Raw genomic sequence first — 13,909 nt, 5'->3', positions numbered from 1 at the left:
CTTTTAAATCAGTCAATTAAGTTTTAAAATTTTCATAAAATAAGCAACTGTTTTATAATTATCTCTTAACGTTTTTACACAATCACATTTAGTTGATAGCAGTCTGAATTTCATCTAAATTTAAATTTAGATGAACTCGGTAATAGTGATTGTCTTGTGTTATTGTTAGTTGATGTGCATTTGGATAAAGCAAATCCAAACGGTTTTGAATGTTTACTAAACCAATTCCTGAATTTTCAGGATCTTTGACATAATTTTCAATTGTGTTTTCTATCCAAAAATCCAGACTGTTTTCATGAATGAAAATTTTGATTTTTACGTGTGCGGCGCCTTTGTAATCGGTTCCATATTTAAAAGCATTTTCTACAAATGAAATTAAAAGCAACGGTTCGATAAATTTATTTCGAGTATCGCCATGAACATTTATAACAATGTCTTCAATATTGTTAAGTCGGAGTTTTTGCAGTTCAATATAATTCTGGATATAATTGATCTCTTTTTCTAAAGCCACCGTTTTGTTATCAGTTTCATACAACATGTATCGCATGAGTTCAGATAATGTTACGATGGCATCAGGCACCAAATCAGATTTCTTGTGTGCTAGTGAATAAATGCTGTTTAAGGAGTTGAATAAAAAATGCGGATTCGTTTGTTTGCGCAAATAAATCAATTCAGTACTTGTTCTATGGGTTTCGGCAATTAATTTGTTTTGCTGATTATTATAAAATTCAGTCAATGTTCGGATAATTGCGCTAATTGTAATAATTAAAATATAGAAAAAAGATGGGCCAATTTTAAAAAATAATGGTTGCCTAATTTCGGTTCTTATATGATGGGCTCCTCTCGGAAAAAAATTAGGATCGTCATGCATCATTCTCGGTGGCCTCATGCTTTCGGGTCTTAAATGTTTGAATTCCGGAATAAAATAATTAGTTCGGATAACCATAAAAAGAACAATAAGAGCCAAAGCGAAAATAAAGTATAGCCAATATTTTTTCTCTAATAACAAAGCCGGAACCAAGTAAAAATAGTTTAGATAAAACAGTAGAATTCCTGTGATCCATTGCGCATAGAAATCATTATTGATTCGGAAAGGACTTTCGTAAAATTGAATTAAAGAGGTCAATATAAAGAAAATCCATATGATACAATGAAATAGAATTTTGTTTGAGCTTGTATTTTTAATGGCGTCGATCTTCATTTAGAATTTTATTTTTAATAAAATTAAATCATTTTTCGTTATAGTTGGCGACATATTCTGGTCGAGTTTGCTAACTACTAATTTTGCGGTTTTTAGGGCGTCTTCTTCTGATGAAAAACTTTTTACAGTGCTGATTGCCGGAATAATAGATTGTTTTATCAAAATTTTGTTTTTGGCAGAAATTGTATATCCCCAACCCGCTTGAGTTTTAAAAGAATCGATTTTAAATCTCTCGTTTTTTGCACAAGCTGCAAATTGCAAGACAAGTAAAATAAACAATAAATTCTTCTGGATTTTACTCCAGAAGAATTGTTTTTTTGTATTAATTGTCATCGTCGCTTTGTTCATCAAGAGGTTTAAATTCCCAAGCATCGTCAAAATAACTTGACCCAACTCTTCCTAGCATATAAAATCCGCGGTTATTGATGGCGAAACCAACAGCATCTGTTCTTGTTGCACCTTCCATTGGAGTTCTTTCGACCCAAAGATCTGTTGATGGATTATATTCCCAAACTGTTTTGACACTTTCGCCGCCTACAATATATCCCAAACCGTTCATGCTGAAACTAGAGGCATTCGAACGAGTTATTGCATATTCGTCGTTGTATGTGTAATCGTCATCAATATCTTTGTCAATATCACGTTTTCTAGTCCAAACGTCTGTTGCCGGGTCAAATTCCCAAAAGTCTTCTTGATATACTGCATTGTTGATTCCAGTTCCTAAATAAGCTTTGTCGCCAATTACAAAAACAGTTGCGTTACGTCTTTTGTTTCCGCTAAAGCCATTTACCAAAGTCCAAGTGTTTGTTTGGTCATTATATTGGTAGAAATCTTTCAGGTAATTTCCGTCATAACCAGTTCCAAAATAAGCTTTTCCGCCTACTTGAAATCCTAAGGCACCATAACGTCCTGTTCCTGCAAAATCAGTTTTTTGCGTCCAGCTGTTGCTTGTAGGGTCATATTGGAAAAAATCTTTCAATTTATTTGTACCATCATAGCCAAGACCAACATATCCTTTTTCATTCAAGGCAAAACTTGAAGCTGAACTTCTTCCTACGCCAATAAAATCGGCTTTTTGCTCCCAGTAATCTCCATTAGAATTGTAGGCCCATAAATCTTTCAAATATACATCACCAGTATAGCCGGTTGCTACATATGCATAATCGCCAATAACGAAACTTGTGGCGCTGGATCTTGCCGGACCATCAAATGCCGACTTTTTTACCCAGTTTCCTATTAAATCGTCATCGTCATCATCATTACTGCAGCCTACAAAAACAAGAGCCGAAAATAGAGTCGCGAACAATATTCCTTTTTTCAAATTATTCATAATGTATTAAATTTATTTATTGTTTGTATTTGATGCCAATGCCAAAAATGTATCCGTTGCCTGTATTGAAATTGTATACAGTGTGATTTTCAGAATCAATCAGTTTGTATTGTTTGTTGAAATCATATCCGGCTTTAAAATTCAAAAACCAATTTTCATCAACATTTCTTTCATATTCAAAAGCTGATGTCATTTGTGACAAACCCATTTTAGAAGCTTCATAGTTTAAAACTGATTTTTGATCTAAATGATAATAGTTTCCATTGAAGCTGTTTGTCAAACTGAATTTGTTTCGAACATTATTTAAATATGAAATTTTTGAGTCTGGAAATCCTACCGAAATCAAGCTTTTTTCATTTAATGTATAGTTTATTGATACAATAGGGATGAATTTTGGAGTTCCAAAAACAGTTGATCGCGCAGCTCCAATCGTAATATTTGTGTTAGAGTTCAATTGCTGTTGAATTTCAAAACTCCCCAAAAGAGTAAAATCAGACCAGTCTAAGTTTTCTTGAAAGCTAAACATTTGAGTAAGTGAAAATTTCATTTTTGTTTTATCAAATGCCTGAAATGAATAATCCGTTTTGTTTTGAAATAGATTAAATAGAGCTAGATCTTCAAATTCTGAAAATTCATAATTAACGTTCAGCCTAGCATATTCAGATGTATTTGTGAGCTGGTTTTTCGCATTTATTTTTTTATTGAATAATACTGAAATGTTGCTCTCATTAAAATCAATTTTATCAGTAGGTTCTGTTTTTAAATTCACATTTGCCGAAAAAGTTTCTTGAGCCTTCATACTAAAAAATGAAATTGTAAAAACCAAACATATTAAAAGCCTTATTCTCATTGCCTAATTATTGGCTCAAAAGTAGATGGCTGATGCTTTAAAAAAAAAGAATATATATGTATGGCGTTTTTTGATAGACTAAATCGCTTTTTTAAAGGCTGAAATCGAGATTTGTTTGTCTTGCTACATTATAGATGATTTTTTGCTGTTTGTAGGTCAAAAAACCGCGGTTGTATATGTTATAGTGTGGTGCAGATTACGACATTTTATATTTGGCGAAAAATTTTTATTATGCACAAGTTTATATTGATGTTCTTTTTTGCTATCACGATACTTTCATGTGGAACTGATACTGATGCAGGTGAATTTGTAGTTGGGTCAGATTATTTGGCTTTAAGCAACAAAGCAATTCTAATCGATACTGTTACGGTTGAAATGTCGACAATAAATTTTGATTCGTTGATTACTTCAAATCAAAATAGGATTTTGGTGGGTAATTATGATGATCCTATTTTCGGGAAAGTAAAATCGAATAGTTACTTGCAGTTAGCAGGGCAATCTTACACTTTGAATTCAGGAGGAGGCTCAGATACAGAAGCTGTGAATTATGTTTTTGATTCGATAGCTATGATTTTAAAATACGATAATTATTATTATGGTGATACTACAAAAGTACAGACCTTTAATATTCATCGTTTGACGCAAAGAGTAAAACCAAATACAGAAGATGATAATTTATATAATAATTCATCTTTTGCATACAATGATGAAAGTATTGGAACTATTTCATATAAACCGAGACCAATTGAAAAAGATTCAATTGTAATTAAAATGAGCGATGTTTTTGGTTCGGCACTTTTTCAAAAACTAAAAAAAAGAGAAATTACCGATTTTGATAGTTTTTCGGAATATTTAAAAGGGCTTGTTTTAGTACCGTCTACCTCAAATACATCCAGTCTTATTGGCTTTCATATCGCAGAGAGCAAAGTTAGGATGTATTATTCCAAATATCAGGCTGATACTGAAGAAACTCCCTATATATTGGATTTTTCAATATTGGATGCAACGAAACAATTCAATTCAATTTCTTCAGACAAAACAGGTACAATACTTCAAAGCTTGCCTATTTCCAGCAGTAAACTATCCAGTTCGCTCACAAATCAGCAGGGTTTTATTCAGTCGGGGACAGGCGTGTCTTGCAGGATTGATTTCCCCAATATAAAGCAACTGAAGTATATTTCAGATAACGGCGCAATTGTCAATGCCGAACTTGTTTTAAAGCCCGTTAACAATACTTATTCTGCGAAATATCCTTTAGCAGATTCACTGTCTGTATTTGTAGCTGATAATTTAAACCGAATTAGTGCTTCCTTAGTGAATTCTGCCGGAACCACTGTTTATGGGATTTTGAATAAGAAGAGTGATGAATTTAATGAAAATGTTGGTTATACCATTCCTATTGGGAATTTTTTGCAGAAGGAAATGCTAAAGAAATCAGATTCAAGATCATCTTTGATTCTCACATTGCCAGGGATTTCTAAAACTGTAAACCGAATTGTTTTGGGCGATCAAAAACATTTGGAAAATAAAATTCAACTGAAAATTTATTATATCTCTTATTAAATGAAAAGTAAAATAATTTATTTGATCGGCGCCATTTTATTGTCGCTCACTTCATTTTCTCAAAGTATTTCAAGTTCGCCTTATTCGCTATACGGCGTTGGGAGCGTTTATGATTCTGATTTCGGAATTCTTCCTTCAATTGGTTCATCTGGAATGGCTTTGCCGTCTGATACTTTTATCAATAATTTAAATCCGGCATCGTTGGGCTATCTTTCTCTAAATCATTTTATGTTTGATATTGGGGGAAAAGCTATTGCGACAACTTATCAAAGCAGTTCACGTTCCGAAAAGCGAAATAATTTTCAATTCTCGCACATTGCTTTTGCTTTTCCAGTGACTAAAAATTCAGGTTTTAGTTTAGCGCTTCGCCCATATTCAAGCGCCGCTTTTAAAATTTCAAATCTACAACTGCCAATAGAAAACAGTCAGGAATATTATTGTTTAACAGCGACTGGATCTGGAGGATTGAATAATTTTGATTTCTCATATGGATATAGATTTGGGAAAAAATTCTCACTTGGTTTCTCTGGTTCTGTTTTATTTGGAAGCACTACTGACGAACGAAATTTCTTGATTCAGAATACGCTGACAACAGTCAATAAAAAGACAAACTACAATGGTCTTCGCGCAACATTAGGAGCGCAATATAAGATTGACTCTACCTTTACAATAGCTCCAGTGATTAAATTGCCCGCTCAAATCAAAGCATCAAAAGTGCAGAGCGTTGAGGTCATAGCTGATGAAGTTATAACAACAATTCAATCTGATGTTGCTTCAGATATTGACGATTATTATATGCCTTTGGAAATAGGAGTAGGTATTAGTAAGCGCTTTAAGAATAATTTGAATATGACTTTCGATTATGAAAAAAGCTTTTGGAGCAACACTAGCCAATCTGAATTATACGGAGATTTTGTGAATCAAGACCGGTTCGCGCTTGGTTTTACTTACCGCGCCAAAAAAGATTTCCGAAAATACTGGGACAAGGTTCAATATGCAATGGGAGCGAATTTTGATAACGGACATCTGGAAGTAGATCGGAAAAGGGTAAATAATGCTGCAATTTCGATTGGTCTGTCCTTGCCAATCGAAAATACTCTTACAACACTCAATATTTCCTATTCATACGGACAAAAAGGAAAAATATCAGATAATTTAATAAAAGAAAATTATCATAAATTATCGCTGAATTTGTCTTTAGATGGAATTTGGTTTGTTAAGCGTAAAATTGAATAAGACTCAGAAGTCTTTTTTAACTACAGGATATTTGTAATCTAAAATCGATTCTAATACTGCGGGATTTGAATTTACATAAAATTCAGGTTCACTTTCTTTAAGTTCTGAAAAACCAACTTTTTCACGCAGAATATTTTGCGTCTGACGGGCCACTGCTTCACCAGAATCTATAATTTGGATGTGGTCCGGCAGAATTTTTTTTATCTGAGGAATCAAATAAGGATAATGACTGCAACCCAAAACAAGATAATCAATATTTGCATCAATCATAGGTTTTAAGTACGATTCTAAAAGCGCTGTCATTTCTGGAGAGTTTAGGTTTCCGTCTTCTATAAGCTGTACTAAACCGTGGCCAACTTGCTCAATAATTGTCGTGTTTTGAAACATTTCAGCAGTTTTGTTAAACAGTTCGCTGTTCAAAGTCCCTTTGGTGGCTAAAATGCCAATTACTTGCGTTTTTGAATTATTTGCAGCAGGTTTAATAGCGGGCTCAATTCCTATAAACGGAATGTTATAATCTTCACGAAGTTCGCGAATAGCATTTGTTGTAGCAGTATTACAAGCTACAACAATCAATTTGCAACCTTTTTCAATTAAAAATTCTACATTTTTTTTACTGAGAGCAACAATTTCTTCTTTGGTTTTTTGACCATAAGGAGCATTTTTACTATCGGCTAAGTAAATGGTTTTTTCGTTTGGAAGAAGATTATGAATTTCATTCCAGATTGAAGTTCCCCCAATTCCAGAATCAAAAACGCCTATAGGATTGTTATTCGTCATAAATACAAATTTAGTATTTTTTGAAATAAATTGATATTTGAATTTAATTGAAATCTGCGAATTTTTTATCTTTTTTAGTTTTAATTTATTGTAAAAAAAAACCGCTCAAAGTTTTAAAACAATGAGCAGTTTTTTAATAAAAAGAAATTCGTTTATTAGAATCCTAAATCTTTTTTAACATCAGCAGTGATGTTTGGACCATCAGCTAAGATAAGGCTAGAACCGTCTAAAACGTATTGGTAGCCTTTAGCTTTTCCAACTTTTTGGATAGAAGCTTTCACTTTTTCCATAATTGGTTTCATGATGTCGTTGTCTTTTTGTTGTAGTTCTTTTTGTGCATTGTCTCTGTAATCAACAATTCTTTTTTGCATATCTTGAACTTCTTTAGCACGCTCTGTGTTTACTGCTTCAGTAGCTGTAGTAGATTCAGTTTCGTACTTTTTGATTTTAGTTTGGTATTCGTCTACCATTTTTTTGTATTCAGCGTCGTATGTACCACTTAATTTTTGTAGTTGATTTTGAGCATCTAGCATAGCAGGCATTTTCGACATAATCTCGCTAACATCAACATGGGCAACCTTAGCCTGTGCATTCATTGTGTTACTTGCTCCTAAAATTAAAACGGCAGCAATTAGTAAAGTTTTGATTTGTTTCATCATTTTTAAAATATTAATTAATTATTGGTCGTATTAGGTTTTTGTGTTTCGGCTTCTTTTGCTTTTTTAGCCGCTTCTCTTTCTTCTAATATTTTCTTTCTTCTTTCTTCTAATTCTTTTTTACGTTGCTCGTATATTTTTTGTCTTTCTGCTGCTTTATCTACTGCCGGTTCAGTTGTTGCTGGTGCCGTTTCAGTAGTTGCTGCAGGTTTTGTCGTTGTTCGGTCAGTTTTAACGGCTTCAGTTGTCTTGGCAGCTTCATTTGTTTTTGCAGGTTCAGAAACCGTGCCATTTTTTTTAGCTTCTCTTTCTGCTTGTATGGCTTTTCTTCTATCGTCGTATTCTTTTTTCTTAGCCTCTTGTTCTAATCTTCGATCTTCTATTAGTTTTTCTCTTGCCGCTCTCTTTTCATCAAGTGCTTTTTGTCGGTCTGCCATTGCCGGATTTTCGTCAATTTCATTTTCGCGGGCTTCTTTAGCTTCCTGATCTTTCAATTGTTTTTTAGTCAATTGTTCTCTTTTGTCAGTTCTATTTAAAACTCGGATGACCTGATCACTAATGTCAAATTTTTTATTACTGAAAAGCATTGTCAAATCCGAAGATTTGTCAAAGATGAAATCATAATTTTTGGCTTCGGCAATATCTTGTACAGCAGTAAAAACTTGATCCTGTATCGGTTTTGCTAATGACATTTTTTGATGAATTAGATTTCCGTCAGCGCCAAATTGTTTTTGCTGATAATCCATCATCTCCGTCTCCATGAATTTTATTTCAGTTTCTCTTTCATCAATAAGCTCTTTTGTCAAAAGTGCTTTTTCAGCTTTTAAGCTTTCTTTCAGTTTGTTTATTTCTATTTTTTTTGACTCAATTTCTTGTTTCCATTTTTGAGCTTTCAACTCTAATTGAGCTGTCGCCTCTTTATAGTCAGAAACGTTTTCAAGAATGTACTCCATATCGATGTAGCCAATTCTTGTCGTTCGTGTCTGAGCCTGACTTGTATTTGCTACAATCAAGGCTAAAAATATAAATAAAAACTGTTTTCTCATAACATAACTTTATTTGATGATTTTTAACCAAACGCTAATTGTCTAAAATTGTTGTCCAATAATGAAATGAGTTTCCCATCCATTTGGTTTATTGGTAACAGAATTAGGCAGAGCGTCGAAACCGTAACCGAAATCAATTCCTAACAATCCAAATGCTGGCATGAATACACGTAATCCTACACCTGCTGAACGACTCAAATCAAACGGATTGTAATCCTTAAATTGTGGATATGATGCTCCTGCTTCTAAGAATGTCAACGCATAGATTGATGCTGACGATTTTAGTGTAATAGGATAGCGTAACTCCATAGAAAATTTGTTATAGATTGTTGCTCCAATCTGTTGACCCGCAGCATTTGTTGGAGTCAATGATCCGTTTGGATAACCTCTTAAACCAATAGTTTCTCTACCGTCCATTGAGTATTGCGCCATTCCATCTCCTCCTAAATAAAAACGCTCAAATGGTACAACTCCTCTTGCTTGATCATAAGCTCCTAAGAAACCAAATTCCGTTAATGTTCTTAAGACTAACTTTCCATAAACTTTAGTATACCAATCTGCTTTGAATTTAATTTTATAGTATTCTAACCAATTGTATTTCTTTTGATCGACTTTAGCAACATCTGTATCAGCACTTGCATAATCAGATCCAACGCTTACATATCCAGATTGTCCATTAACAGTTTCTGTTTTCACGTAGTCGCCTGTGTTTAATGGCTGGCCATCAACACCAGATGTTGGAGCTCCTGTATATTGGGTTTTGTATTCCTTTTGGTTCTCTAAATCTCCATAATCAATTCCATTCAATAATGAATACGGAGGTGTTACTTTTGCCGAAATACTAAATTCCGAACCATAAATTGGGAAAATAGGATTCGTACCTTTGTTATTTCTTGTCAGACCAATAGTATAAGCAAGGTTTCGCGATGCTCCATTACCAAAGGTAAATAATCCCGTATAATAATTATTTAAGTCATAATGCTGGTAACTTACAGATTGTGATAATACGAAGAAATCATCAGGCACCGTTAAACGTTTTGCTAAACCAACTTGTACTGTAAAAATATTAAAACTTTTGCTTTTATCAACTGTTCTTGTTGCATAATTGTTGTTGAATTGTTTACTGTACGAAATCGCAGAACTAAATTGTACTGGTTTTTTTCCTCCAAACCAAGGTTCAGAGAATGATAAACTGTACGTTTGGAAATAAGTACTTCCTTGCAAACGAAGCGCTACTTTTTGACCATCTCCCATCGGAAGCGGTTTGTATGACTCTTTGTTGAATATGTTTCTAGCTGAGAAGTTGTTGAACGAAAGACCTAAAGTTCCGATGAAACCACCGCCTCCATAACCTCCTTGAAGTTCAACCTGGCTAGATCCTTTTTCAACAAGTTGATACTCGATATCTACTGTTCCAGCTCCAGCATCAACATTTCTAAATTCAGGTTTAATAGATTCTGGATCAAAGAAACCTAATTGACCAATTTCACGAATTGTTCTAACTAATTCTTCTTTGCTGTATTTGTTTCCAGGTTTAGTTCTTAACTCACGATAAATTACGTGGTCATTTGTTTTGTCGTTTCCTGTAACATAAATTTTGTTGAAATACGCAATTGGACCTTCAGTAACTCTAATTTCAAAATCAATTGTGTCGTTTACTGTTTTTACCTCTACAGCATTGATGTTAGAGAACAGGTAACCGTTGTTTTGGTATAAGTTTGTGATGTCTTCTGCATCAGGTTTTGTTTTGTCAGCAATACGTTTTTCAAGTAAAACTCCATTGTAAGTTTCACCTTTTTTGATTCCTAAATAACGATGCAGAAGCTGATCAGAATAAACAGTATTTCCTAAAAATTTAATGTTTCCGAAGTAATATTTGTTTCCTTCTTCAACCTTAATTTTTATGCCAAGCATATTTTTATCTTTGTTGTAAGCAACAGAGTCAGAGATTATACGTGCATCACGATAACCTTTTTCTTTATAGGCGGCAACAACATTTTCTAAGTCGGTTTTGTATTTTTCAGGAATGAATTTTGAGGCTTTTAAAACACGAAATAAATTCTTTTGTTTCGTATCTTTCATTGCTGCTCTTAATTGAGTATCTGTAAGTTGTTTGTTTCCTTCAAAATCGATGTTGCTGATTTTTACCTTGTCACCTTTATCTATACGTACAAGCATATTTACTTGATTTCCAGCAGTAGTATCAGGTGTGTTTGTAATGATAACTTTTGTGTTATAATAACCTTCTTTTTTGTATTTGTTTTCAATATAGTTTTTAGTTGTCGTAATTAAGTTTTCGTTGACAATTTTATTTTTTGTCAAGTTATTGTCCTTAATAAGTCCTTCGACTTTGCTTTTCTTAACCCCCACAATTTTTACTTCATTCAATTTAGGTAGCTCAACAATATCTAAATCAAGGTAAATACTGTCGTTTTCTACTTTGTTAACATAAAATGAAATTTCGTCAAAAAGGCCAAGTTTACCTAATTTTTTGATAGCACTACTGATTTCTTCACCAGGCACTGTTATTTCCTGTCCTTTTTGAAGGCCAGAAAAAGTAACAACAGTTTGTTCATTGAAGCTTATTTTACCAACAACAGAAACTTTAGCAAGAATATATTTTTTTCCTTGATCAAAAGGAACTCGATCTTGTGCTTTTATTTGTGAAAAACTACCCAAAAGTAGTAGGGTAAGGACTATTTGTACTCTTTTTTGTAACACTAAAAAATTATTTAATTTGTTCACTTGTTTTTCCAAATCTACGTTCTCTTTTTTGATAACTAATGATAGCCTCATATAAATCTTGATCTTTAAAGTCTGGCCACAAGACATTCGTAAAATACAATTCTGCATAGGCGATCTGCCACAGCAAAAAATTACTTATTCTATGTTCTCCACTTGTTCTTATTAATAAATCTACGTCTGGTAAATTTTGCGTGTAAAGATGCTCATTTATAATTGAATCGTCAATAGTGTCTAATGAAATTATATTATTTTTAACTTTATCACTGATGATTCTTACGGCATTTACCAATTCTTCTCGTGATCCGTAACTTAAAGCCAGTGTAAGGGTTAATCGAGTGTTATTTTTGGTCTTCTCGATAACGTCTAAAAGTTCTTTTTGGGCTGATTTTGGTAATTTGTCAAGATTTCCAATAGCATTTAGCCTGATATTGTTTTCTTGTAAAGTAACTAGCTCTTTTTTTAGAGAGTTGATCAATATTTTCATTAAAGCTTCAACTTCTAGTTTTGGGCGATTCCAGTTTTCAGTAGAAAAAGCATATAATGTTAAATACTCAATGCCAAGTTTGGCACAAGTTGTAATTGTTTTTTTTACTGATTTTGTGCCATTTTCATGACCAAAAGCACGTAAAAAACCTTGTTGTTTAGCCCAACGCCCGTTTCCGTCCATAATAATGGCAAGATGTTTAGGCAAATTTGTGTGATCTATAGAGTCTAGTAAATTCATTGTATTATTCTGCGCAATAGCAAGGTTTTTGTCCAAAGGTATAGGTTAATGTAATACCAGAGAAGACATACCAGTCGTTATTATTTAAATTTCCAAAACGCAAATCCGAAAAATTGCTGTTTGTTGGATTGCTTCCGTCAATATTATCTGTAAAAGTATAGCGAGCGCCAATTTCAGCTCCTATAACAAAATGTGGTGTAACATTTGATTTGATTCCCAAAGTCATCGGAATGGCAATTGAGCTCGAAGTTTTGTATTTGTATGTATCGCCTCCGTCAATGTATAAATCATCATAAAAAAAGTAACTTAAACCTGAATGTATATAAGGTGTAACTTTTGTGTGATAATCATGCAGATTAAAATCGAAAAAATTAAATTCTAAACCAGCCGAAAGCTCTTTTATATTGTTTCTAAAACTGTATCCTCTTCTGTTTCTTCCTGTTTCGTCTGAATCTAGGTCGTTTCCGGAAACTGTAGATTGGGTATACGAAAAACGGTACGCATGACGCGGACTTTTATTCCATTTATATAATACGCCAAAAGCCAGCTTGTCTGGATTGATGTATGTTGTACTTCCTACGTCGCCAATAAAGTTGCTTCCACCAAGAAAAACACCAATCTCATGGATCTGAGCATTAAGTGTAATAAAGGGGAAAAAACATAACAATAAATTAAAAATTTTCTTCATTTAATTCAAAATTGCGTGCAAATATAATAATTATCGATACGAATCAACGTTGCTTTGATTAAATGTGCTTTTTTTTCAATTTACATTATGATTTTGAGACATTTAATGCGGATTCGATACATGCAGAACGAGAAAAAGTGGTATTATCGTATAGTAGGGTGTCAGAAAAGGACTTAATTTCTCTTGTCTTCGCCCCAGAGCAATTTGTTTCTCAAAGTTTTCAGGAAAGTTTCGCCAGGAATCTCTACCATTTTGATTTTATAGTCTGTTTTTTTGATTTTTAAGATCGATTCATTTTTCACAGATGAAATTCTGGAGTCCAATGAAACTAGATATTGGTCTTCTCTTCCAGAAACTCGCAAAGTGATTTCAGTATCGTCAGGAATAACAAGTGGTCTGGCGGTTAAATTGTGTGGTGCTATAGGCGTTATAACTAAACTTTTTACATCAGGCGTTAAAATAGGTCCCCCACAACTCAAGGAGTATCCAGTAGAACCAGTTGGCGTTGAAATGATTAGGCCGTCGGCCCAATAAGAATTTAGGTATTCGTTATTTAAATAAGTTTCTACGGTAATCATCGAAGTAGTGTCTTTACGGCTAACGGTGACTTCGTTCATTGCAAAATTCAATTCTGCGAAAGCTTCATTATTTGGTTCAGAAGTTAGGCCAAGTAGTGTTCTTTCTGAAGTGGTGTAATTTTGATCGATCACGTATTGCAGTAAAATGTCAATGTTTTCTTTTTGGACTTTGGCAAGAAAGCCTAATCGGCCTGCATTGATTCCTAAAAGAGGTACGCCAGAATTTCGAACCAAAGCAGCAGATCTTAAAACTGTTCCATCTCCACCAATACTAATCAACATTTCAAAACTATTATCTAGAATCGTGCTCGATGAAAAGGTTTTGTACTCTTTTTTTACAAGCTGTTTTTCATAAAGCATTTCCAGGAAATTTTCTTCAATAACAATTTCAACATTATTGGAGGTGAAAAACAAAAAAATGTCTTTTATAATAGGCTCGGTGCTGTTTTGATAATATTGTCCGTAGATGGCTATTTTCATTGTTTTTTAATTAGATAATTTGTCAATGTGTC

General features: G+C 33.5%; 13 protein-coding genes. 2 read left to right on the top strand and 11 right to left on the bottom strand.

All coding sequences use genetic code 11. The features are described from left to right. Positions 1 to 88 precede the first annotated feature (88 nt). From H600_RS0121305 to H600_RS0121290, 4 genes are read right to left on the bottom strand one after another with little or no spacing between them, the layout of a single operon-like run. Entirely contained in the window at positions 89 to 1,201 is a 1,113-nt protein-coding gene (locus H600_RS0121305; RefSeq protein ID WP_026730688.1) for a sensor histidine kinase, read from the bottom strand. Next, positions 1,202 to 1,534 (bottom strand): DUF4907 domain-containing protein, encoded by a 333-nt coding sequence (locus tag H600_RS0121300; RefSeq protein WP_026730687.1) that lies wholly within the window; start codon positions 1,532 to 1,534, stop codon positions 1,202 to 1,204. It abuts the gene before it with no gap. After that, positions 1,524 to 2,531 carry a Kelch repeat-containing protein gene (locus H600_RS0121295; protein WP_026730686.1) on the bottom strand — a complete coding sequence of 336 codons (1,008 nt, stop codon included), beginning with the start codon at positions 2,529 to 2,531 and terminating at the stop codon, positions 1,524 to 1,526. The genes H600_RS0121300 and H600_RS0121295 overlap by 11 nt, the downstream gene beginning before the upstream one ends. 16 nt (positions 2,532 to 2,547) lie before the next feature. After that, positions 2,548 to 3,330 (bottom strand): DUF6268 family outer membrane beta-barrel protein, encoded by a 783-nt coding sequence (locus H600_RS0121290; protein ID WP_245176611.1) that lies wholly within the window; start codon positions 3,328 to 3,330, stop codon positions 2,548 to 2,550. A 282-nt stretch (positions 3,331 to 3,612) separates the two neighbouring features. On the opposite strand from H600_RS0121290, the gene H600_RS0121285 reads away from it, so the two are divergent. Then, complete coding sequence (locus tag H600_RS0121285; protein ID WP_035108819.1) at positions 3,613 to 4,944, top strand: DUF4270 family protein; 1,332 nt, start codon at positions 3,613 to 3,615, stop codon at positions 4,942 to 4,944. After that, a complete protein-coding gene (bamG, locus tag H600_RS0121280; protein ID WP_026730683.1) occupies positions 4,945 to 6,180 on the top strand; it encodes a BamG family beta-barrel-assembly machinery protein in 1,236 nt (411 codons plus the stop codon). A 3-nt stretch (positions 6,181 to 6,183) separates the two neighbouring features. Here the strand turns inward: bamG and murI are convergent, their stop codons facing one another. The 7 genes from murI to H600_RS0121245 all read right to left on the bottom strand — a co-directional run bounded on the left by murI (position 6,184) and on the right by H600_RS0121245 (position 13,877). Then, positions 6,184 to 6,960, bottom strand: a complete 777-nt coding sequence (gene murI, locus H600_RS0121275; protein ID WP_026730682.1) for a glutamate racemase — start codon at positions 6,958 to 6,960, stop codon at positions 6,184 to 6,186. A gap of 155 nt (positions 6,961 to 7,115) precedes the next feature. After that, the gene (locus tag H600_RS0121270; RefSeq protein ID WP_209320136.1) at positions 7,116 to 7,619 is read right to left on the bottom strand and encodes an OmpH/Skp family outer membrane protein; all 504 of its coding nucleotides are present in this window, start codon (positions 7,617 to 7,619) and stop codon (positions 7,116 to 7,118) included. A gap of 14 nt (positions 7,620 to 7,633) precedes the next feature. Beyond that, positions 7,634 to 8,662, bottom strand: a complete 1,029-nt coding sequence (locus H600_RS0121265; RefSeq protein WP_026730680.1) for an OmpH/Skp family outer membrane protein — start codon at positions 8,660 to 8,662, stop codon at positions 7,634 to 7,636. 42 nt (positions 8,663 to 8,704) lie between these two features. After that, positions 8,705 to 11,458, bottom strand: a complete 2,754-nt coding sequence (locus tag H600_RS0121260) for a BamA/OMP85 family outer membrane protein (protein WP_035108804.1) — start codon at positions 11,456 to 11,458, stop codon at positions 8,705 to 8,707. Next, positions 11,391 to 12,131, bottom strand: a complete 741-nt coding sequence (locus H600_RS0121255; RefSeq protein WP_026730678.1) for an undecaprenyl pyrophosphate synthase — start codon at positions 12,129 to 12,131, stop codon at positions 11,391 to 11,393. The genes H600_RS0121260 and H600_RS0121255 overlap by 68 nt, the downstream gene beginning before the upstream one ends. Before the next feature lie 4 nt (positions 12,132 to 12,135). Beyond that, the gene (porG, locus tag H600_RS0121250; protein WP_026730677.1) at positions 12,136 to 12,819 is read right to left on the bottom strand and encodes a type IX secretion system protein PorG; all 684 of its coding nucleotides are present in this window, start codon (positions 12,817 to 12,819) and stop codon (positions 12,136 to 12,138) included. A gap of 173 nt (positions 12,820 to 12,992) precedes the next feature. Next, complete coding sequence (locus tag H600_RS0121245) at positions 12,993 to 13,877, bottom strand: NAD kinase (protein ID WP_026730676.1); 885 nt, start codon at positions 13,875 to 13,877, stop codon at positions 12,993 to 12,995. Positions 13,878 to 13,909: the final 32 nt, after the last annotated feature.

Source organism: Flavobacterium denitrificans DSM 15936 (genome assembly GCF_000425445.1).
Classification (GTDB): Bacteria; Bacteroidota; Bacteroidia; order Flavobacteriales; family Flavobacteriaceae; genus Flavobacterium; species Flavobacterium denitrificans.
The sequence above is the reverse complement of the archived record's forward strand: the minus strand, read 5'-3'. Positions and strand labels throughout refer to the sequence as shown.

What these genes read in the sequence shown, in the direction of transcription:
- H600_RS0121270 (WP_209320136.1), bottom strand. Translation starts at nt 7,619, where the DNA reads ATGATGAAACAAATCAAAACTTTACTAATTGCTGCCGTTTTAATTTTA.
- H600_RS0121260 (WP_035108804.1), bottom strand. Translation starts at nt 11,458, where the DNA reads ATGAGGCTATCATTAGTTATCAAAAAAGAGAACGTAGATTTGGAAAAA.
- H600_RS0121285 (WP_035108819.1), top strand. Translation starts at nt 3,613, where the DNA reads ATGCACAAGTTTATATTGATGTTCTTTTTTGCTATCACGATACTTTCA.
- H600_RS0121300 (WP_026730687.1), bottom strand. Translation starts at nt 1,534, where the DNA reads ATGACAATTAATACAAAAAAACAATTCTTCTGGAGTAAAATCCAGAAG.
- H600_RS0121295 (WP_026730686.1), bottom strand. Translation starts at nt 2,531, where the DNA reads ATGAATAATTTGAAAAAAGGAATATTGTTCGCGACTCTATTTTCGGCT.
- bamG (WP_026730683.1), top strand. Translation starts at nt 4,945, where the DNA reads ATGAAAAGTAAAATAATTTATTTGATCGGCGCCATTTTATTGTCGCTC.
- H600_RS0121305 (WP_026730688.1), bottom strand. Translation starts at nt 1,201, where the DNA reads ATGAAGATCGACGCCATTAAAAATACAAGCTCAAACAAAATTCTATTT.
- H600_RS0121265 (WP_026730680.1), bottom strand. Translation starts at nt 8,662, where the DNA reads ATGAGAAAACAGTTTTTATTTATATTTTTAGCCTTGATTGTAGCAAAT.
- H600_RS0121245 (WP_026730676.1), bottom strand. Translation starts at nt 13,877, where the DNA reads ATGAAAATAGCCATCTACGGACAATATTATCAAAACAGCACCGAGCCT.
- porG (WP_026730677.1), bottom strand. Translation starts at nt 12,819, where the DNA reads ATGAAGAAAATTTTTAATTTATTGTTATGTTTTTTCCCCTTTATTACA.
- H600_RS0121290 (WP_245176611.1), bottom strand. Translation starts at nt 3,330, where the DNA reads ATGAAGGCTCAAGAAACTTTTTCGGCAAATGTGAATTTAAAAACAGAA.
- H600_RS0121255 (WP_026730678.1), bottom strand. Translation starts at nt 12,131, where the DNA reads ATGAATTTACTAGACTCTATAGATCACACAAATTTGCCTAAACATCTT.
- murI (WP_026730682.1), bottom strand. Translation starts at nt 6,960, where the DNA reads ATGACGAATAACAATCCTATAGGCGTTTTTGATTCTGGAATTGGGGGA.